The 20,603-nt window shown below is 70.3% G+C and carries 18 protein-coding genes; 9 read left to right on the top strand and 9 right to left on the bottom strand.

All coding sequences use genetic code 11. From position 1 onward, the window contains the following. Window positions 1–58: 58 nt before the first annotated feature. Window positions 59–544, top strand: coding sequence for a hypothetical protein (locus tag ACEN9Q_RS08855; RefSeq protein WP_495628096.1), 486 nt, complete (start codon window positions 59–61; stop codon window positions 542–544). Here ACEN9Q_RS08855 and ACEN9Q_RS08850 read toward each other — a convergent pair. Further along, the gene (locus ACEN9Q_RS08850; RefSeq protein WP_495628095.1) at window positions 513–1,661 is read right to left on the bottom strand and encodes an acyltransferase family protein; all 1,149 of its coding nucleotides are present in this window, start codon (window positions 1,659–1,661) and stop codon (window positions 513–515) included. The two genes, ACEN9Q_RS08855 and ACEN9Q_RS08850, sit on opposite strands and share 32 nt — an antisense overlap. A gap of 90 nt (window positions 1,662–1,751) precedes the next feature. Here ACEN9Q_RS08850 and ACEN9Q_RS08845 point away from each other — a divergent pair, with 90 nt between their 5' ends. Beyond that, a complete protein-coding gene (locus tag ACEN9Q_RS08845) occupies window positions 1,752–2,726 on the top strand; it encodes a M14 family metallopeptidase (protein ID WP_495628094.1) in 975 nt (324 codons plus the stop codon). Between the two features lie 36 nt (window positions 2,727–2,762). Then, the gene (locus tag ACEN9Q_RS08840; protein ID WP_495628093.1) at window positions 2,763–3,413 is read left to right on the top strand and encodes a LysE family translocator; all 651 of its coding nucleotides are present in this window, start codon (window positions 2,763–2,765) and stop codon (window positions 3,411–3,413) included. A 38-nt stretch (window positions 3,414–3,451) separates the two neighbouring features. Here the strand turns inward: ACEN9Q_RS08840 and ACEN9Q_RS08835 are convergent, their stop codons facing one another. The 4 genes from ACEN9Q_RS08835 to ACEN9Q_RS08820 are packed head-to-tail and all read right to left on the bottom strand — an operon-like array spanning window position 3,452 to window position 7,435. Continuing rightward, window positions 3,452–3,736, bottom strand: a complete 285-nt coding sequence (locus ACEN9Q_RS08835; RefSeq protein ID WP_495628092.1) for a lipid-A-disaccharide synthase N-terminal domain-containing protein — start codon at window positions 3,734–3,736, stop codon at window positions 3,452–3,454. Then, a complete protein-coding gene (locus ACEN9Q_RS08830; RefSeq protein ID WP_495628091.1) occupies window positions 3,729–4,688 on the bottom strand; it encodes a phosphatase PAP2 family protein in 960 nt (319 codons plus the stop codon). Before ACEN9Q_RS08830 ends, ACEN9Q_RS08835 begins: the two co-directional genes overlap by 8 nt. 6 nt (window positions 4,689–4,694) lie before the next feature. Further along, entirely contained in the window at window positions 4,695–6,398 is a 1,704-nt protein-coding gene (locus ACEN9Q_RS08825; RefSeq protein WP_495628090.1) for an ArnT family glycosyltransferase, read from the bottom strand. Then, a complete protein-coding gene (locus ACEN9Q_RS08820; protein ID WP_495628089.1) occupies window positions 6,395–7,435 on the bottom strand; it encodes a glycosyltransferase family 2 protein in 1,041 nt (346 codons plus the stop codon). Before ACEN9Q_RS08820 ends, ACEN9Q_RS08825 begins: the two co-directional genes overlap by 4 nt. Window positions 7,436–7,677: 242 nt before the next feature. Between ACEN9Q_RS08820 and ACEN9Q_RS08815 the strand changes: the two genes are divergently transcribed. From ACEN9Q_RS08815 to ACEN9Q_RS08800, 4 genes are all read left to right on the top strand, one after another. Continuing rightward, complete coding sequence (locus ACEN9Q_RS08815) at window positions 7,678–8,442, top strand: substrate-binding periplasmic protein (protein WP_495628088.1); 765 nt, start codon at window positions 7,678–7,680, stop codon at window positions 8,440–8,442. 164 nt (window positions 8,443–8,606) lie between these two features. Continuing rightward, window positions 8,607–9,671, top strand: a complete 1,065-nt coding sequence (locus tag ACEN9Q_RS08810; RefSeq protein WP_495628087.1) for an alkene reductase — start codon at window positions 8,607–8,609, stop codon at window positions 9,669–9,671. Between the two features lie 211 nt (window positions 9,672–9,882). Continuing rightward, on the top strand, window positions 9,883–12,540 hold the full coding sequence (gene pepN / locus ACEN9Q_RS08805; RefSeq protein WP_495628086.1) for an aminopeptidase N: 2,658 nt from the start codon (window positions 9,883–9,885) through the stop codon (window positions 12,538–12,540). 117 nt (window positions 12,541–12,657) lie between these two features. After that, entirely contained in the window at window positions 12,658–13,446 is a 789-nt protein-coding gene (locus tag ACEN9Q_RS08800) for a hypothetical protein (RefSeq protein WP_495628085.1), read from the top strand. Between the two features lie 78 nt (window positions 13,447–13,524). On the opposite strand, the gene ACEN9Q_RS08795 is transcribed toward ACEN9Q_RS08800, so the two are convergent. Then, entirely contained in the window at window positions 13,525–13,923 is a 399-nt protein-coding gene (locus tag ACEN9Q_RS08795; RefSeq protein ID WP_495628084.1) for a hypothetical protein, read from the bottom strand. 411 nt (window positions 13,924–14,334) lie between these two features. Between ACEN9Q_RS08795 and ACEN9Q_RS08790 the strand changes: the two genes are divergently transcribed. Then, entirely contained in the window at window positions 14,335–14,784 is a 450-nt protein-coding gene (locus tag ACEN9Q_RS08790; protein WP_495628083.1) for an acyl-CoA thioesterase, read from the top strand. A 32-nt stretch (window positions 14,785–14,816) separates the two neighbouring features. Beyond that, window positions 14,817–15,524, top strand: a complete 708-nt coding sequence (locus tag ACEN9Q_RS08785; RefSeq protein WP_495628082.1) for an EAL domain-containing protein — start codon at window positions 14,817–14,819, stop codon at window positions 15,522–15,524. 40 nt (window positions 15,525–15,564) lie between these two features. Here the strand turns inward: ACEN9Q_RS08785 and ACEN9Q_RS08780 are convergent, their stop codons facing one another. The 3 genes from ACEN9Q_RS08780 to ACEN9Q_RS08770 all read right to left on the bottom strand — a co-directional run bounded on the left by ACEN9Q_RS08780 (window position 15,565) and on the right by ACEN9Q_RS08770 (window position 20,445). Continuing rightward, on the bottom strand, window positions 15,565–16,419 hold the full coding sequence (locus ACEN9Q_RS08780) for an aldo/keto reductase (protein WP_495628081.1): 855 nt from the start codon (window positions 16,417–16,419) through the stop codon (window positions 15,565–15,567). Window positions 16,420–16,556: 137 nt separating this feature from the next. Beyond that, entirely contained in the window at window positions 16,557–18,665 is a 2,109-nt protein-coding gene (gene fusA / locus ACEN9Q_RS08775; RefSeq protein WP_495628080.1) for an elongation factor G, read from the bottom strand. Between the two features lie 286 nt (window positions 18,666–18,951). Continuing rightward, complete coding sequence (locus ACEN9Q_RS08770) at window positions 18,952–20,445, bottom strand: glycoside hydrolase family 30 protein (protein WP_495628079.1); 1,494 nt, start codon at window positions 20,443–20,445, stop codon at window positions 18,952–18,954. Between the last annotated feature and the right edge of the window lie 158 nt (window positions 20,446–20,603).

Raw genomic sequence — 20,603 nt, 5'->3', positions numbered from 1 at the left:
GCGCGTTTGCGCGTCTTGGTCTACACTAGCGGGCATCGCACTCCGCCTTTCATCCACGATGCCGCTGCTTCCCGTCCTGTCGTCCCTGCTGTCCCGCGCCAGCCGCGCACTCGGCCTGGAAAGCGTCGACGCCTTCCCGCCCGGCCACCGGTACGCCCGTACGCGCTGGGACCGCGCCTATTTCGACATCGCCTCCGACCTCAAGCCCGAACAGATGGAGACGGCGATCTGCGAAGCCATCGCCAACACGCCTACCGTCTTCGCCCACATCACCCACCCGACGCCGCGCATGCAGCGCGCGCTGCTCGGCGTGATCCACGCGCGCCTGCGCCGCGGCGGCACGGCGCCGACGGACCTCGTCGCCATGCTGATCGACGCCTGCGACAGCCCGCACACGCCGGAAGCCCTGCCCGGCCTGCGCGCCGCGCTGGCGTCGACGGCGGGCTACGACCCGTCGATGCGCATCGCCCACCTGCAGGCATGGCTGGCCGACATGCCGGCCGCCTTCGACGTCATCGAAGCGCCGGTGCGGGTACGGGGCTGAGCGCGCCGTCCCACCGTGCGCGCAGCCGCATGAACGGCGTCTCGACGCAGACGAACAGCAGCCACCCGGCCAGCAGCGACGCCAGCAGGCACGCGGCGATCGTGGCCCCGTCCCCGGCCCCGAAGCCCGCCCGCGCCATGCGCCCCGCGACGAGGATGCTGACGGATTTGTGCGTGAGGTAGATCGCGTACGACCACAGGGCGAGGCTGGCCGCGCCCGGCACCCGCACGCGGTGCAGCAGCGAGTCCGGCGCCAGCGCCGCCAGGATCAGCAAGGAACAGCCGAGGGCCAGCAGCGGATAGCCGACGACGGTCTGTGCGAGGCCATAATGATCGCCGAGGAACCACGCCCAGGTTCCGGCGGTGACGCACAACCCGGCCGCCAGGAGCGCATTGCCGTGCGCGAGGAGGCGCCGCCACAAGCCGGGCGCGCGGCCCCTGAGCAGCGCGAGCGCGACGCCCGCCAGCAATTCGTCGCAGCGGCACCAGCTCGAGTAATAGATGTACTGGTAGTAGTAGCCGAGCCCGTTCGCGGCGTGCTGCCCGTCGTGCCAGATCGTCGCGCGGGCCAGCATCCCGCCCGCGACGGCCAGCAGCAGCGCGATCCACGCCCAGCGCAGGCGCACCCCCGCTCGTCCGAGCGCGGCGCCGGCGATGGCGGCGGCCGGCAGCAGCATGTAGAACTGCTCCTCGATGCACAGCGACCACGCATGCGAAAACGCGGTGCCCGGCTGCAAATGGATATTCTGCGTGAAGGTCAGGTACTGCCACAGCGGGAGCATGGGCGTGGCGCCGCGCCAGGCCGGCCACAGCGCGTACAGCACCAGCACGACCCAGAAGTTGGGGAGCGTGCGCAGCAGGCGGCGCGCGTAGAAGCGTCCCAGCCCGAATCCGCGCGCGGTGCCGAGCGCGCCGAAGATCTGGTTGCCGATCAGGTAGCCCGACAGCGCGAAGAACAGGTCGACGCCCGCCCAGCCCATCGTGCCGATCCAGCCGAAAGTCGGGGCGTCGCTGACGAACAGCGTGTAGTGGTGCAGCACCACGAGCGACACCGCGAGGGCGCGCAAGGTGTCGAGGCCGTGGATGCGCGGCGGGCCTCCGGTATTGACGCCGTCCATGTTGGCATTCTTTTACGAAAACACGGATGATGCCACGCCGGGGGCCGGCACGCTACAATGCCCGCATTCATTTTTTTTGGAACAAGACGCATGATCCCCGCCAGCCAGCTGCACTTCAAGTCCGTCAACTACACCGGCCAGGGCGCCGGCCCCAACATCATCATCATGGGCGCCACGCACGGCAACGAGAAGTGCGGCACCCAGGCCATCCAGCGGATCATGGCGGAGATCGACGCCGGCACCCTCCGCATCGTCAACGGCGGCGTGACGTTCGTCCCCATCGTCAACCCGCTGGCGTACGCGAAAGACACGCGCTCGGGCGACCGCAACCTGAACCGCGACCTGTCCCCGAAAGCGGAACCGCACGACTTCGAGGACCATGTGGCCAACTGGCTGTGCCCACTGCTGGCCCGGCACGACGTCCTGCTCGACCTCCACTCGTTCAATGCCGCGCACGGCGAGCCGTTCGTGATGGTCGGCCCCCTCGACAACGACGGCCCCCTCGAACCCTTCGCGCACATGCGGGCCGAACGCGCGCTGGCGCGCCGCCTCGGCGTGCGCCGCTTCGTCACGGGCTGGATGGCCGCGTACGGCGGCGGCGTCCAGCGCCGGTCGCGCGGCAACGCGGCGGAACTGGAAACCGTGCTGCGCTACGGCATGGGCACGACGGAATACATGCGCAGCACGGGCGGCTATGCGCTTACCCTCGAATGCGGCCAGCACCTCGACCCGCGCGCGCCGGACGTCGCCTACACGGCCATCATGAACACTCTCGCCTTCCTGAAGATCATCGATATGCCGGAACCGCAGCCGGTGCCGTTCGACGAGATGGAGGCGCTGCAGATGGTCGTCGTGCACGACAAGCTGCATGCGGACGACCGCTTCACGCGCCAATGGGCCAGCTTCGATCCCGTCGCGGAGGGCGAGCAGATCGGCGTGCGCGCGGACGGCACGCCCGTCGTCGCGGAATTCGCGGGCCGCATCCTGTTCCCGGACGTGAACGCCGCGCCGAACCACGAGTGGTACTACCTCACGCGCCCGAACCCGGCTTTCGGACGCGAATAACGCAGCGGCATGCGGCGCGGCCGGGACGGTGCTACGATGTCCGGCACCGTCCACCACGCCGCCGCACCGACCGCCATGACGCCGAACACCCTGCTGCTCATCCTGAGCATCCACGCACTGGCCCTGATCTCGCCCGGGCCCGACTTCGCGGTCGTGACGCGCACCGCCATCGTCTCCGGCCGCCGCGCCGGCCTGTGGGCCGCCGCCGGCGTGGCGACGGCAATCGGCATCTATGTGCTGATCTCCGTCCTCGGCATGTCGCTCGTGCTGGCGGCGCTGCCGGGCCTGTCCCGCATCCTGGCCGTCGTCGGCGCGCTGTACCTCGCCTGGCTGGGCATCCAGTGCCTGCGCTCCAAGGGCCAGCTGCCGGACGCGCAGGCGGCGCAGGGCGGCCGCAGGACGTTCGTCAGCGGCTTCCTCACGAACCTGCTCAATCCCAAGGCCATGCTGTACTTCGGATCGGTGCTGTCGCAGGCGCTCAAGCCGGGCCTGGCGGCGGCCGACGTCGCCCTCCTCTGGACCCTGCTCGTCGCCGAGTCGCTGCTGTGGTTCGCGCTCGTGGCGCTGCTGTTCTCGTCGCGTCCGGTGCTGGCCTGGCTGCGGGCGCGGCTCGTCTGGCTCGACCGGACGGTGGGCGCCGTGCTGCTCGTGCTGGCCGCCAAGGTCTCGATCCTGGCCGTGCGCTGACCATGCGCTGACCATGCGCTGACGCGGGTCGCCGCCGCTCACTCCGTGCGCAGCGCGTCGGTGGCGCGCGCGCGCCGGATCAGCTGCAGGTTGCGCAGGTAGATCGCGACCCCGATGCCCTGTCCGGCGACGAACACCGGATCGCGCCGGTGCAGCGCGTAGACGAGCAGGACCAGCGCGCCCACGATGCTCAGATACCAGAACGACACCGGGATCACGCTGCGGCGATAGCGCTCGCTGGCGATCCACTGGATGACGAAACGGCCCATGAACACGGCCTGTCCGCCAAACCCCACCAGCAGCCACCCGTCCTCGTCAGCCATCGTTCCTCCGTTGCTGATCGCGCTGATCGCGCTGTACGCGCTGCACGAGCCGGGCGACGCCCAGCCGGCCCGCCCACCGGGCCCGCGCCATCCCCACCGCCCGGGCCGCCTGGGCCAGCGCGGCGCGCCACGGCGGCGCCTGGGCCGCGTACGGCGCCGTACCGCGCGGCGCAAGCGCCCCGGCGCCGCGCATCCTGCCCAGGCAGCGGATCTCCCACGCGCCCCACGCGAGGCAGACCGCCGCGACCAGGCGCTGCGCCGGCATCACGGCCGGGATGCCGATGTGGCGGCTCACCAGCAGGCTCGCCGTCACGGCCAGCAGCACGGCGCCGGCCAGCCGGCCGCCCCGTCCCGCCGTCGGCCAGCGCCAGCGCGCCTGCAGTGCGAGACCGGACCATGCGCCCAGCCAGCCGCCCGCCATGCCCCAGACGACGTCGAGCGGCCAGTGCACGCCGATCATGATGCGCGACAGCCCGACGAGCCCGGCCAGCACGAACAGCAGGCCGCGCCACGGCCGCCGGCCCTCGACGCCCAGGATCCAGATGCCGGCCAGCGCGAACGCGGCCGCGGCGTGGCCGGACGGGAACGACACGTGGCGATAGGCCGGCCCCGCCAGGTGGAAGGCGCCGGGCGCGAACACGGACAGCGGCCGCGGCACGTCGATCACCTGTTTCGTGCCCTGGGTCCAGAGGCCCGCCACGACGGCCGCCAGCAGCGCCGCCCAGAACAGGCGCGGCGCCCGCCGGATGCAGGGCAGCACGAGCGCCAGCGCCATGGCCCCGTCGCCCAGCATGGTCAGGTGGAACCAGACGAGATCGCCGACGGCGTGGCCGCCATGGTTCAGCCACAGGAACAGCGCGCGGTTGCTGCCGGTCGCGAGGATGGCCGCCACGAGCACCAGTGCGGCCGCGGGCGGCAGCCAGGCCCAGGGGGAACGGAGCGAAGCCGGCATGGCGATTCACCCGCCGATGCGGACCAGCAGCACGCCGCCCTCGCGGAACAGCACGCGCGCCGGCGGCAGGCTGTCCAGCGCATCGCTGCGGGTGAGGATGACGTCGCCCGCGCGCGGCACGTCCGCCGCCGGCGTGACTGCGGCGCGGTACACGGAAAAACTGGGCGCGTCGATGCGCCAGCTGCGCACCGGCCACCCGGCCTGCCTGGCCAGCAGCGCGGCACGCTTGACGGGCCCTTGCTGGAGCTCGGCCGCGGCCGGCAGCAGCAGGCCGCCGAGCGCGTACGAGCAGGCCAGCGCGGCCGCGGCGAGGCGCGGCCAGGCCCCGTTGCCGGCGGCCGCGGCGGCGCGGTGGGCGGGGTCGGCGTCCGTCCATGGCGGAGGCGCCGCGCCGGTGCCGCCGGTACGCGGCCGACCGGGCCACAGCACGAGCGCCAGCACGGCGGCGGCCGCCACGAGCGCCTGCGCCTGCCATGCCGGACCAAGGACGTCGCCCCTGGACAGCGCCTCGCGCACGTACGCGTTGCGCGCGCCCGGCGCGGCATGCCGCAACACCAGCGGCAGTGCGGCCACCGCGCCGCACGCGAGCAGCGCGGGCACCAGGGCCCACACCCGGAAGCGCAGCGCGTGGCGCCGGCGCGCCATCAGGATGAACAGGGGCGTCGCGCCGTACAGCAGGTAGTGCGGCAGCTTCGTGCCCGCCAGCGTGAAGAAGCCGAGCACGAACAGGAACCAGCACCACAGCAGCGTGTCGAGGGGCGTCGCGCGCAGCCGGCGCAGTCCGGGCAGCGTGGCGAGCAGCAGCCCCGTGTACGGCAGGACGAGCAGCAGCAGCGCCGGCAGGTAGTACAGGGCGCTGCCCCCATGGCCCTGCAGCGGGACGAGGAAGCGCTCGACGTTGTGGCGCATGAAGAAGCCGGCCAGGAACGCGCCGCCCTGCCGCGCGTACTCCAGGACGTACCACGGCCCCGCGACGGCGAACAGGATCAGCCAGCCGACCGGATCGCGCACGGCGCGCCACCAGCCCGCCATGCGCCGCTGCAGCAGGAACGCGATGGCGCTGGCGGCGCCCGGCACGAGCAGCGCGACGGGGCCCTTGGTCAGCACGCCCAACGCGATCCAGAGAAAGGCGCGGCGGCGCCAGCGCGGGCGCGGATCGACGAGTTCGCGGTAGACGTCGAACATCGCCAGCGCCAGGAACAGGTTCAGCAGTGCGTCGGCGATCGCGCCGCGGCCGATCACGACGACGCCGGCGCTCGTGGCGGCGATGAAGGCGGCGGCGCGAGCCGTGCCGCGGTCGACGGCGCGGCGCGCGAAGGCGTGGATGGCGCCGATCCAGGCCGCGGCCGCGAGCGCGGACGGCAGCCGCAGCGCGAACTCGTCCAGGCCGAACAGCCGGACGGACGCGGCCTGCAGCCAATAGGTCAGGATCGGCTTGTCGAAGCGCGGCTGGCCGTTCAGCCACGTCGATACGTAGTCGCCGCGGGCCAGCATTTCCCGCGTCGCTTCGCCGAACGCGCCCTCGTCCACGTCGAACAGCGGGATCGCGCCGAGGCCGTGGAACAGGCCGAGCCAGATCGCCGCCGCGAGCAGCAGCGGCCACGTCCACGGCGTCAGCGCGGCACGCAGGCGCGACCAGCGCCCGGGCGCCCCCTGCGCGCGCAGCTGTGCCGTCACCTCGGCATCCGGTCCGCTGCGCGCGGTGCTCATGGGCGCTCCCGCACCGCGCGCGGGCGCCGGTGGGACGGCGCGCCGTCGTCGTCGCCGGCACCGCCGCCGACGGTTTCGCCCACGAGATAGGCGGGCGCGGCGCCGGCCTCGAACCAGGTGCGGGCGAGCATCTCGGTCAGGATGCCCGTGCAGACGAACTGCACCCCGATCACGACGAGCAGGATGCCGAGCAGCAGCAGGGGCCGGCCGGCGATGGCGGCGCCCTCGCCCAGCTTCAGCCAGCTGAGCCAGGCCAGTACGAGCAGCCCGCCGCCCCCGCACGCGAGCCCGATGCGCCCGAAGAAATGGCCGGGACTGGCGCGGAAGCGCACGAAGAACGCCATCGTGAGCAGGTCCAGCAAGACCTTCACGGCCCGCGACAGGCCGGACGCGCCGTATTTCGACCGTCCGTGGCGGCGCGGATAATGGCTGACTTCTTCCTCGGCGATGCGGTCGAGCGACGTCAGCGTGGCCATCCAGCTCGGGATGAAGCGGTGCATCTCGCCGTACAGCCGCACCCGCCGCAGCACGGCGGTGCGGTAGACCTTGAGCGTGCAGCCGTAGTCATGCAGCGGCACGCCCGTCAGCAGGCCGATCAGGCGGTTGCCCAGCCGCGACGGCAGCCGCCGCAGCAGCCCGTCGCGACGGGCGCGGCGCCAGCCCACCAGCAGGTCGAGGTCGTCGTCGAGCAGGCGGCGCACCATGCGCACGATGTCGTGCGGACTGTTCTGCAGGTCGCCGTCGAGCGTGGCGATGACGGTACCGCGCGCGAGGTCGATGCCGGCCTGCATGGCGGCCGTCTGGCCGAACCCGCGCCGCAGGATGGCGCCGCTCAGGTGGCGGGGACTGGCGGCCACGGCTTCGCGGATGCGCTCGCCGGTGCGGTCGCGGCTGCCGTCGTCGACGAGGATCAGTTGCCACGGCCACGGCGCGCCGGCCAGCGCCGCCTGTACCTGGGTCGCCAGCGGCAGCACGTTGTCTTCCTCGTCGCGCAGCGGCACGACGACGGACAGGAAGTGCCCGTCGGACTCATGCATGGCAAGCCTCCCGGCCAGTCGCGCTGATGACCATCATCCCATTCTCCTTGTCGGTGCCGGCCGCGCCGGACTGGCAGCGGTATCTTCGCGTGCGGACGGGATGCGACGACGATGCAGGTCAAACGTGCGCGGGTACGCGCCCGTTGCCGAATCGACACGCGGCCGCGCCCGGTTGGGAAAACGGGGCCGGATCGTGCGACAATCGGCCCCTGGCACGAACGACAACAACAACAACAACACCAATGGGGAAATACGCAAGAACGGTGCGCTGCGCGCTGCTGGCGCTCGCGTTCGCGGGCAGCGGCGCACGGGCGCTGGAAGTCCGCGTCGCGTCGCAGGAAGTCCTGGAACCCAAGTGGATCCATGAGGACGGCCGTGTCACCGGGATCTGTCCGGACATCATGGCCGCGATCGAACGGATCGAACCGCGCCTGCACTTCACCGGCTACCGCCACAGCAGCCGCTCGCTGTCGGGCATCGAGGCCGGGCTGGAGACGGGCTCGCTGGATGCCGCCTGCGGCCTGGTGCCGTCGCCGCACCGGCTGGCCATCGGACAGCCGGTGGGCAAGCCGATCTATCTGGTGCGCCACTACCTGGTGGTGCGCAGGAACGACCCGGTCACGATCGAGTCGACCGAAGACCTGGCCCGGCTGGGCGACCTCGTCACGTCGCAGCGGGCATCGGTGTTCACGGAGCGCCTGCGCGACGCCGGCGTGCGCGTCGACGACGCGACCGACGACAACCGCGTGAACCTGCGCAAGATCCTGGCCGGCCACGGCCGCTTCGCCTACATCAACGACCTGACCGTGCGCTACCTGATCCGCAAGGACGGGCTGGAAGACCGCGTGCGGGTGCTTCCCGTCGTCCTGGCCGACGAGCCGACGTATTTCTGGGTCGGCCGCCGGGCCGATCCCGCGCTCGCGCCGCTGCTGGGCGCCGCGCTCGACAAGCTCAAGGCCAGCGGCGAACTGGACCGCATCCACGTGCGCTGGGCCGAGATGCCCTGATCCGACATCCGGCCGCTACCCAACCCTCCAGTATAGCATCAGCGCCGCCCGGTCACGCCGGCAGGCGGAAATCGCGGCGTCCTCTGCAGGATTTCCGGCGCTGCTTTAAGATGCCCTCTCTTCGCCGCGACAGTGCGGCGGACCAACGAGAAACAGGAGTACCAATGACGACTTTGTTTGACCCGATCAAGGTCGGCAGCCTCGAACTGCCGAACCGCATCATCATGGCGCCGCTGACCCGCTCGCGCGCCGTGGGCGCAGGCCGCGTGCCGAACGCCCTGATGGCCGAATACTACGCACAACGTGCCTCGGCCGGTCTGATCCTGTCGGAAGCGACCTCGGTCACGCCGATGGGCGTGGGCTATGCCGACACCCCGGGCATCTGGTCCGACGAGCAGGTCGCGGGCTGGAAGCAGGTCACCGGCGCCGTGCACGAGGCCGGCGGCCGCATCTTCCTGCAGTTGTGGCATGTGGGGCGCATCTCCGACCCGCTGTTCCTGGACGGCGACGTGCCCGTCGCGCCGTCGGCCCTGCAGCCCCAGGGCCACGTCAGCCTCGTGCGCCCGACGAAGCCGTACGTCACGCCGCGCGCACTGGCGCTCGAGGAAATCCCGGGCATCGTGGCCGCCTACCGCAAGGGCGCCGAGAACGCGAAGAAGGCCGGCTTCGACGGCGTGGAAATCCACGGTGCCAATGGCTATCTGCTGGACCAGTTCCTGCAGGACAGCACCAACCGGCGCACAGACGCGTACGGCGGCGCGATCGAAAATCGCGCGCGCCTGATGCTGGAAGTGACGGACGCGTGCATCGCCGTCTGGGGTGCCGACCGCGTCGGCATGCACCTCGCGCCGCGCCGCGACGTCCACGACATGGGCGATTCCACGCCGCTGGAAACGTTCGGCCATGTGGCGCGTGAACTGGGCAAGCGCGGCATCGCGTTCATCTGCGCCCGCGAAGCGATCGGCGACGACCGCCTGGGCCCGCAGCTCAAGCGTATCTTCGGCGGCGTCTACATTGCCAACGAAAAGCTGACGAAAGAGAGCGCGGCGCAATTGCTGACGAGCGGAGACGCGGACGCCGTCGCCTTCGGCCAATGGTTCATCGCCAACCCGGACCTGCCGGAGCGGCTCAAGCGCGACGCCCCGCTGAATGCGCCGCGCCCTGACAAGTTCTACGCCCCGAACGCCGAAGGCTACACGGATTACCCGGCCCTGCAGGCCAACGGCTGACGCCGTCGCGTTTTACGGACGCGTCCGCACCGCGCGGACGCGTTCCGGCGGCAGAGTATCCCCTTCCTTCCGCATGCATATAATCCAGTAAAAAAACCTTCGTCAGCGCGCCTCATGGGTACGAATGCTATTGCTGACATGATATTCTTGTGAGATTCCTACTGGGCGTGGCCACAAGCTGCCGCCTTCGTTCATCGTCGCAAGGAGTCCCGTGAAGACCTGCCTGTTTCGCCTGATGCCGCTCGCCGCCGCCACCGCGCTGGCGTTTGCCGCTACCCCACTCGTCCACGCCGCCACGACCGCCACCGCGGCACGGGCCGAGGACGCTTTCCTGTCGCAGGCCGCCGCCGCCGCCCGTTCGGCGCGCGTGTCCAACGTCGACTACGCGCTCGATTTCACGCTCACCGGCAAGGAAACGTTCAGCGGCACGACGACGCTGACCTTCGACCTCAAGGACGTGAACAGTCCGCTCACCGTCGACCTCGACAAGGCCACGATCAAGTCGCTGACCGTCAACGGCAAGACCGTCACGCCGCAGTACAACGGCTGGTTCATCACGCTGGCGCCGCACGACCTCACCCGTGGCCGCAACACGGTCGTCGTCGCGTACGAACGCCCGCACAGCACCAACGGCGAGGGCCTGCACCGCATGGTCGACCCGGTCGACGGCCGCGTCTACACGTATTCCCACTTCGAGCCGGCCGCCGCGCACCAGATGTTCGCCGTGTTCGACCAGCCCGACCTGAAAGCGACGTACCAGGTGACCGTGAGCGTGCCGGCCGACTGGCAGGTGATCTCGACGACGCGCGAGACGAACGTCGCCCCCGCCGGCGACCTGCGCCGCTGGACCTTCGCCCGTACCAAGAAACTGAGTCCGTATAATTTCTCGATGCACGCCGGTCCCTACAAGATGTGGGAAGACACGAGCGGCAAGTACCCGATGCGCCTGTTCGCGCGCCAGTCCGTGGCTGCGCAGATCAAGCCGGCGGAATGGTTCAAGTACACGAAGGCCGGCCTCGCCTTCTTCGACGACTATTTCGGCATTCCTTACCAGTTCGAAAAATACGACCAGGTCCTCGTGCCCGACTTCCTGTACGGCGCGATGGAAAACGCCGCCGCGATCACGTTCGCCGAGCGCGGCTTCATGTACAAGGCCGAGATGACGGCCGAGCAGCGCGCGCGCCTCGCCTACGTCATCATGCACGAGATGGCGCACCAGTGGTTCGGCGACCTCGTCACGATGCAGTGGTGGAACGGCCTGTGGCTGAACGAAAGCTTCGCCTCGTTCATGGGCACGCTCGCCACGGCCGACGCGACGGAATTCAAGGACGCCTGGCGCGCCTTCTATTCCGAAGGCAAGCAGCGCGCCTACGACCAGGACCAGAAGACCACCACGCACCCGATCGAAGTGCCGGTGCCGTCGACGCGCAATGCCTTCGACAACATCGACGCCATCACGTATGCGAAGGGCGCATCGACACTGATCCAGCTGCGCCACCTGCTGGGCGCCGACGTGTTCCGCAAGGGCGTGCACGACTACCTCGTCAAATACCAGTACCGCAACGCGAAGCTGGAAGACTTCATCGGCAGCCTCGGCCACGCCGCCGGTCGCGACCTGAAGGGCTGGACCAACGAATGGCTGTACCAGCCGGGCGTGGACACCATCGCCGCCAACTACACCTGCAAGGCCGGCAAGATCGCCGGCTTCACCCTCGAGCAGAGCGCGCCCGGCAAGGCCTTGCCGACCCTGCGCGAGCAGCGCGTGCAGGTGGCCGCGTTCCGCCTGGACGGCAAGGACTACAAACTCGAGCGCAACATTGCCGTCACCTACAAGGGCGCGAAGACGGCAGTGCCGGCCATGAACGGCGCCGCCTGCCCGGACCTCGTCTACCCGAACTACGACGACTGGGGCTTCGTCAAGGTACGGCTCGATCCGCGCTCGTTCGACAGCGCGCGCACTCACCTGGCCGCGGTGGCCGATCCGCTGCTGCGCGCGATGCTGTGGCAAAGCCTGTGGGACGGCGTACGCGACGGCAAGCTCCCGCTGAACGATTTCCTGGCCACTGCACTGAACAACGTACCGCAAGAAAAAGACTACACACTGCTGGGCGACGTGTCGGGCAAGGTCCTCGCGGCCAAGCGCTACCTCGACCTGATGGACCCGCAGGCCGCCTACGCGCAGGCGGTCACGCGCCAGCTGGAAGACATGGCCTGGACCGGCGCGCTCGCAAGCAAGGGCGACGACAACTTCCAGCGCCGCTGGTTCGGCACCTACGTCGACGTCGCCAGCTCGCCGGCCGCGCTGGCCCGCCTCGCCGCCATCCTCGACGGCAAGGAACACGTCGACGGCCTCGCGATCAACCAGGACCTGCGCTGGGCGATCATCGGCCGCCTGAACCGCTACGGCTATCCGGGCGCCGCAGCCCTCGTCGACGCCGAACTGGCGCGCGACAAATCGGACACGGGCCAGGACGCCGCCCTGGCCGCCGTCGTCAGCCGCCCCGACCCGGCCGTCAAGACGCAGTGGCTAAGCACCGTGCACGACCTGCAGACCAGGCTGCCGTTTTCGAAGGTACGCACGGCGATGGGTCACCTGTACCCGGCCGAGCAGCATGGCCTGGGCGAACAGACCGCCGACGCGCGCCTCGCACGCCTGCCGCAACTCGACAAGGCGGCCGGCCCCGTCTACATGCGCGCCTATGGCCCGGCGCTGATCCCGGCCGGCTGCACGGCGGCCAGCGTCCGGCGCCTGCAGGCGGCCGCCGACGCCGACAAGGACCTCTCCGCCGGCACTCGCCGCGCCCTGCTCGACGCCGTGCAGGAAGACCACCGCTGCGTGGCCATCCGGCAGGCCATGACGGCGCACTGAGCGCGTCGCGCCGGGCATGCATGATGCGCATATGACCGGGACGGCGGCGCCGGCTACCCCGCGGCAGCCGGCACGCCCGCCGCACCCGCACCCGCGGCGGTGCCCGGTGGAGCGCGGATGACGCCCGGCGCCACCTTCGCACCGGCCCCGGACACCCGGCGGCGCGGCGTGCTGGCCTTCACCTGCGCCGTCCACCTGCTGGCACTGTGGTTGTGGACGCAGGAACGGCGTCCACAGCCCGCCCGGCCATCCCGGGTCGTCACCTTCTTCCTGCAAACCGCTGGCGGCCACACTGCACGGCCGCCGGCGCGGAACGATCCGCATCCGCATCCGCGTCCCGCGCCGTCCCGCCCGGCCCCGGCGCCGGCCGCACCTGTCCGCGCCGCGCCCCCGACGCAGGCCACGCCCATGCCCAGGCCGGACGACCTCACGCGCGCCCACACCGGCACGCAAGCGGCGGCCGTGCCCGCGCAGGCCGCCGCCGCATCGGCGCCGGACGTCTTCGACACCGCCAGGCCGGCGGACACGGCACCGGCGTCGACGCGAGGCGGCTTCGCGGTCGGCCTCGCGCAGCATCAGGCCGGACGCATCGACCACGAACTGCGCAAGGGCAAGCCGGGTGTGCCCGACGAGGCCGACACACCATGGGCCCGCTTCCGGCGCGGCGTCGAATCCGCCCACATCGACCGCACGCTGACCTTGCAGACGGACACCTACACGTCACCGGACGGTGTCGTCATCTATCGCTTCCGCCAGGGCGACCGGGTCCGTTGCCGCCGGTCGGGCAGCGCGGGCATGCCCCTGCGCGGGATGCCCGACGGCGCCGCGTCCACCATGCCGGGCGTCGGCTCGGCCGCGGCGAGCGACTGCCCGAAAGGCGTCACCTGGAACCGCGACGATCCCTGACCGGCGCTGCGTCCGGCAGCCGCCGCTCATCGCCCTGCCAGCCGCGTCGATCGCCCCGCGCCGCTGCCACGCCCACAGCTAGCGCCCCGCCGACCTGGCAGGCGTGTCGCCCGTGCCGCTTGCGCCGCCGCCCTCGCCGCCGCCCTCGCCGGTGCCCGGCGGTTCAGGCGCACGGCACAGCTCGGCCACCCTTTCCCACGCACCCTCCGCCTGGCAATGCAGGGGCGCGTACGCCTGCAACGCCTTCGACAGGTCGACCGGCTTCATACCGTTGACCCGGACGTTGGTGTTCACCTTGATGCACATGACGTCCTGCCAGGCCGCCGAGTAATTGCGGGGAATGGGCACCGGCCCGCGCAGCCTGCGCGCTGCCGTTTCGCATTCGCCCTGCTTCATGTACTGGCCGCGCAGATTGGCCTGGTCCAGCGTCACGTCCAGGCCCTGCTGCAGGTACAGCAAAAGAATCATCGTGTACATCGCCGCCTCCATCATTTGCATAGACCGTGTGCCGATCGCGCGGTTCGCCGCGCACGCCTGACCTGCATCAGACCGCGCCACCGGTGCCACGCTAGCCTGTGCTTCTCGAAAGGACCGCCATGCTACGCCCGATCATCTGGAACATGCAGTGCGCCCGCACGCCGGAGGGAGGAGCCGACCTCGACCGTGTCGTCGAACGGCTGCCCGGATTCGACTGCCACGCGCGCCTGAAGGCCGAACGTGCGCGCGGTACGCGTGGCCGCGGACGCGACCGGTTCCGATCACCAGCCGCTGCTGCCGGAGCCGGCATGAGCTCCCGCGTAAAGACCCCGCTTCCCATGCCTCGACGTAAAATGGACGCCCCGCTCCCGCGCGGCACGCATCCACCCGCAGCATCCGGAAGGAACCACCTTGGATTGGGATTACCCGCACCCGTTCACCCTGCCCCGTGTCCCGCAAGCGGCCGACATCGACGGACTGAACCACACCAACAATGCCGTCTACGTCCGCTGGTGCGAACAGGCCGGCTGGGCGCATTCGGAGGCGCTCGGCCTGTCGCTGGACGACTACCGGCGCCTCGACCGGGCGATGGCCATCCGGCGCGGCGAATACGACTACCTGCTGCCGACCGGCGCCGGCGAAGCGCTCGTGCTCGGCACGTGGCTGGTCGCGGGCGACGGCAAGCTGGCAATGGAACGGCGCTTCCAGCTCGTGCGCGAACGCGACGGCGCGACGGTGCTGCGCGGTCGCTGGGACCTCGTCTGCATCGAGCTCTCGAGCGGCCGGCCGCGCCGCATGCCGCAGGAATTCCTCGCGGCGTACATGACGGCGGTGGTGCCCGACCTGTCGACCGCCTCCTGACAGAGCAGCTGTTCGTCGTCTACCAGCCCGTCTTGGGCCTGGGCGCGGACGGCGCCACCGACCACGCGGCCGGCGTCGAAGCGCTCGCGCGCTGGCGGCATCCGGTGCGCGGCGTCGTGCCGCCCATCGAATTCATCCAGGTGGCCGAGGAATCGGGGCTCATCGGGCCGCTGGGCGACTTCGTGCTGCGCCGCGCCTGCCGCGATTTCGGCGCGTGGCAGCGCGACCTGGGCGCGCGCGCGCCGCGGCTGCTGGCCGTGAACCTGTCGCGCGTCCAACTGGCGGAGCCGGGATGGCCCGACGTCGCGCGCGACGTGCTGCACCAGAACGGCATGCGCGCGGACCAGCTGCAGCTCGAAGTGACGGAAAGCCTGGCCGCGCAGGACCAGCAGGTGCAGCAGCGCCTGCACGAACTGAAGGCGCTCGGCGTCGCGCTCGCGCTGGACGATTTCGGCACCGGCTATTCGTCGCTCTCCAGCCTGCACCAGCTGCCCGTGGACACGGTCAAGATCGACCGCTCGTTCGTCTGCCAGGCCGACAGGAGCCATCACCACCGCGTGCTGATCGAGGCGACGGTGAAGGTGGCGCAAAGCCTCGGCATGGGCACCGTCGCGGAAGGCATCGAGACCGAGTCGCAGGCCGCCGCCGTGCGCGCCCAGGCGTGCGCCAAGGGACAAGGCTATCTGTTCAGCCGCCCTCTCGCCGCGGGGGACCTGCTCCACTGGCTGAGCACCCACTGAGCACCCGCTGGGCACCCGCTGAACACCCGCCGGGCGCCGCTCAGCGCATCGCCAGCGGCCGGCGCCGGCCCGGCGGCGGAAATCCTTCGTCCAGCAGGGCCATGTCATCGACCGTCAGTTGCGGTGCCAGGTCGAGCGCCGCGCGGTTGGCGCGCACGTGGGCCGGCTGCACGGCCTTCGGAATCGTGACGACGCCGTCCTGGCGCAGCAGCCAGGCCAGCGCCACCTGGGCCGGCGTCGCGCCGTGGCGGCGCGCCACCTCGCCCAGCTGCGGACGGGCCAGCAGCGGCCCCTGTTCGGCCGGCGTCGACTCCAGCGGCGAATACGCCATCACGGGGATACCGCGGGCGCGGCACCACGGCAGCAGGTCCCATTCGATGCCGCGCTGGACCAGGTTGTACAACACCTGGTTCGCCGCGATGGCGCCGCCTTCGGGCAGCGCGGCCGCCTCCAGCATGTCGTCCGCGTCGAAGTTGGACACGCCGTAGTCGCGGATCTTGCCCTCGGCGCGCAGGCGCTCGAAGGCCTCCAGCGTCTCCGCCAGCGGGACGCCGCCGCGCCAGTGCAGCAGGTAGAGGTCGAGGTGGTCGGTGCCGAGGCGGCGCAGGCTGCGCTCGCACGCGGCGCGCACGCCCGCGCGCGAGGCGTTGTGCGGATAGACCTTGCTGACCAGGACCACGTCGTCGCGGCGCCCGGCGATGGCCTCGCCCACCACTTCCTCGGCGCCGCCCTCGCCGTACATCTCGGCCGTGTCGATCAGGGTCATGCCGAGGTCCATGCCGAGCCGCAGCGCGGCCACCTCGGCCGCGCGCGCGGCCGGGTCCTCCCCCATGTTCCAGGTGCCCTGGCCGAGGATGGGGATCGTGCGGCCGGACGGGAGGGGAAGTTGTTTCATCGCGGTCTCCGTGGTCAAAAACACGACGATACCGCAAAACAAAAACACCGTCGTTCCCGCGCAGGCGGGAACCCGGTAACGCCGCTTGCCACGCACGCAAGACTGGATCCCCGCCTGCGCGGGGATGACGGGTCAGGCTACCTTGCCGCCCTGGCCGTCGCGATCTGGTCGAGGATATGCTTCGGCACCGCCGCGTAGTGCTTGAACTCCATCGTGTACGTGGCCCGTCCCTGCGTCAGCGAGCGCAGGGTGGTCGAGTAGCCGAACATCTCGGCCAGCGGCACGACCGCGTCGATCAGCTTCCCGCCGCCGCCCGGGATCTCGTCCATGCCCTGCACGACGCCGCGCCGCGTCGCCAGGTCGCCCATGACGTTGCCCGTGAATTCCTCCGGCGTCTCGACCTCGACCTGCATCATCGGTTCGAGCAGTTCCGGCGCCGCCTTGCGCATGCCGTCCTTGAACGCCATCGACGCCGCGACGCGGAACGCGTTCTCGTTCGAGTCGACGTCGTGGTACGAACCGAAGGTCAAGGTCGCGCGCACGTCCACGACCGGGTAGCCGGCAAGCACGCCCGCCTGCAGCGTCTCCTGGATGCCCTTGTCGACGGCCGGGATGTACTCGCGCGGCACGACGCCGCCCTTGATGGCGTCGACGAATTCATAGCCCTTGCCCGGTTCCAGCGGGTCGAGCTTCAGCACGACGTGGCCGTACTGGCCCTTGCCGCCGGACTGCTTGACGAACTTGCCCTCGATGTTCTCGACGGTCTTCTGGATCGTCTCGCGGTACGCCACCTGCGGCTTGCCGACCGTCGCCTCGACGCCGAACTCGCGCTTCATGCGGTCGACGAGGATTTCCAGGTGCAGCTCGCCCATGCCGGACATGATGGTCTGGCCCGATTCCTCGTCCGTGCGCACGCGGAACGACGGGTCTTCCTGGGCCAACCGGCTCAGGGCGATGCCCATCTTTTCCTGGTCGGCCTTCGTCTTCGGCTCCACGGCCTGCGAGATCACGGGCTCGGGGAACGTCATCTTTTCCAGCACGATCACCTTGTCCGGGTCGGACAGCGTATCGCCCGTCGTGACGCCCTTCAGGCCGACGGCCGCGGCGATGTCGCCCGCGAACACCTCCTTGATCTCCTTGCGCTCGTTGGCGTGCATCTGCAGGATGCGGCCCAGGCGTTCCTTCTGGCCCTTGGTCGGGTTGTACACGGTGTCGCCCGAATTCACGACGCCCGAATACACGCGGAAGAACGTCAGCTGGCCGACGAACGGATCGGTCATGATCTTGAAGGCGAGCGCGGAGAACGGCTCGTCGTCGGCCGGGTGCCGTTCGAGCGGACGGTCGTCCTCGTCGTGGCCCGCGATCGCCGGCACGTCCACCGGCGACGGCAGGTATTCGACGACGGCGTCCAGCATCGCCTGCACGCCCTTGTTCTTGAAGGCCGAACCGGCCAGCATCGGCACGATCTCGCCCGCGATCGTGCGCGCGCGCAGCGCCGCCTTGATCTCGTCTTCCGTCAGCGCTTCGCCGTTCAGGTATTTCTCCGTCAGCTCGGGCGTCGCGTCGGCGGCCGCCTCGATCATGTGCTCGCGCCATTCCTGCGCCAGCGGCTGCAGGTCGGCCGGGATGTCTTCGTAGGCGAAGCGCACGCCCTGGCTGGCGTCGTCCCAGCGGATGGCGCGCATCTTGACGAGGTCGATCACGCCCTCGAAATGCTCTTCCGCGCCGAGCGGGATCTGGATCGGCACGGCGTTGCCCTTCAGGCGGTCCTTGATCTGCTGCTGGACGCGGAAGAAATCGGCGCCCACGCGGTCCATCTTGTTGACGAACGCGATGCGTGGCACCTTGTACTTGTTCGCCTGGCGCCACACGGTCTCCGACTGCGGCTGCACGCCGCCGACGGAATCGTAGACCATGACCGCGCCGTCGAGCACGCGCATCGAGCGTTCGACCTCGATGGTGAAGTCGACGTGGCCCGGCGTGTCGATGATGTTGATGCGGTGTTCCGCGAAGTTGCCGCCCATGCCCTTCCAGAAGGCCGTCGTCGCGGCCGACGTGATCGTGATGCCGCGTTCCTGTTCCTGCTCCATCCAGTCCATCGTCGCCGCGCCGTTGTGCACCTCGCCGATCTTGTGGTTGACGCCGGTGTAGAACAGGATGCGCTCCGTGGTGGTGGTCTTGCCGGCATCGATGTGGGCGCTGATGCCGATGTTGCGGTAACGCTCGATGGGGGTCTTACGGCTCATCACAATCTCCTGTGGATACGGAACGCCAATGTAAGTGTATATACCCGTATTTTCAAGGCCGGGCGGCGCGACCTGGTCTACATGCAGGGCGTGCCGCACAATGTAACTGAAGTGCGGAGTTTGTGCTGGAGACGACGCTCTTTGCGGAAATCCTCCCGCATCGATCTTGCCGTCGCCCCCGCGCAGGCGGGGGCCCAAGTTTGCATGCGCGGCGACTGCCCGCACCCGGGTTCCCGCCACGGTGGCCGGCCAGGCCGGGAACGACGGCGCATGCACTACGGATGAATCAACCGACCACGGTCTGGATCGCCCGCGCCGGAATCTCGACCGCCACCTCGCGCCGGTCGACGAACAGGCGGTAGCGCACCGGCTGGTCGCTGCGGTTCATGACGACGACCGCCAGGCGCCCGTCGGCGTTGCGGAATGCCGTGGCGTCGAGGGTGCTGCGGCTCGTCGCGGCGCTCACCCGGCGCGCGCCGGGACGGATGTAGCGGCTGAAATGGCCGATGGCCGTGTAGATGGGCGTGAACACGAGCTGGCCGTCGTCGCTCGCATGCAGCGGCGCGAAGCAGAAATTGTTCTTGTGGTTCGGGCCGCCGCGGCTGTCGAGCAGCATGTTCCAGTCGACCCAGCCGACGCCGCCGGCGTTCAGGTCGGCGATCATCTGGCTGCCGTAGCGCTCGCCGTTGGCCCAGTCCTGCAGGCGCGCCGGATCGAATTTTTCGATGCAGCCTTCCGTCATCAGGAGGTTCACGTCGGGCCAGGCCTCGTGCACGGCGGCGACGTTGCGGTGCATGGGTTCGCCCCCGGCCCACGTCTCGTACCAGTGGTAGCCGACGCCCCAGATGTAGGGCCGCGCCTTCGGATCGCGCAGGATGTGCGCGGCGCGCTGCGGCAGCAGGTCGCGGTTGTGGTCCCAGACGATGATCTTCCTGCCGCCCAGGCCCGCCGCCTTCAACGCCGGTCCGAGATGGTCGCCGAGGAAGCGGGTTTCGTCCTCGGCGCTGAACATCATCGACTCCCACGTCTGCTTCGCCATCGGCTCGTTCTGCACACTCAGGCCCCACAGCGGGACGCCGGCCGCCTCGTACGCCTGCACGAACTTGACGACGTAGCGCGCCCACGTGTCGCGGTATTCCGGCAGCAGGCTGCCGCCGCCGACCATGCTGCCGTTCGACTTCATCCACGCCGGCGCGCTCCAGGGACTGGCGAACACGCGCACGGCCGTGCCATGCGCGCGCCCGGCCGCCAGCGCCGCGCGCAGCAGCGGCACGCGCAGCTTCAGGTCGGGGGCGATGCTGAACGAGGCGAGCGCGCGGTCGCCGTCGCGCACGTACGTGTAGCTGCCGCTGCCGAAGTCGGAACTGTGGATCGTGGTGCGCAGCACGCTGTAGCCCAGGCCGGCGCGCGGGTCGAAGTACGCGGTCAGGAAAGCCTGCTGCTGCGCCGGGGTGAGCGCCGCGTGGACCTCGGCGACGGCGTCGGTGACGGCGCCGCCGAAACCGAACACTTCCTGGAACCGCTTCGTGGTGTCGACGAACACGTCGATGTCGGTCTCGGGCGGCTGGCCGGCCGGCTGGAACGCGCCGAGCGGGCGCGCGACGAAGCGCTCGGCGCCCGGGGCGGACGTGACGGCCTGCCAGCCGGCACCCGGCTCCGCCGCTGCGCCGGCGCCTTGCGCGGGCGCCGGCGCTGCCGCGGATCGGCCGGCCACGGCCATCTGCCCGCCCGCCAGGGTCGCGGCACCCAGCAGCCGCATTGCGTCTCGTCTCGTCGTCATCGTGTCTCCCGTTGTTGATGTTCGGCGCGCGATTGGAAACGTTACCAATCGAAGCCGGACGACTATACCACCCGTGCTTTCCCGATGTCAAAACGAATCTGATCCATTGCGCAGCGGCAAGCGATATCGCACCGCCGACGCCCGCGCGCGTCCGGTTT

It is taken from the genome of Massilia sp. Masssp93, assembly GCF_059491295.1.
The sequence above is the reverse complement of the archived record's forward strand: the minus strand, read 5'-3'. Positions and strand labels throughout refer to the sequence as shown.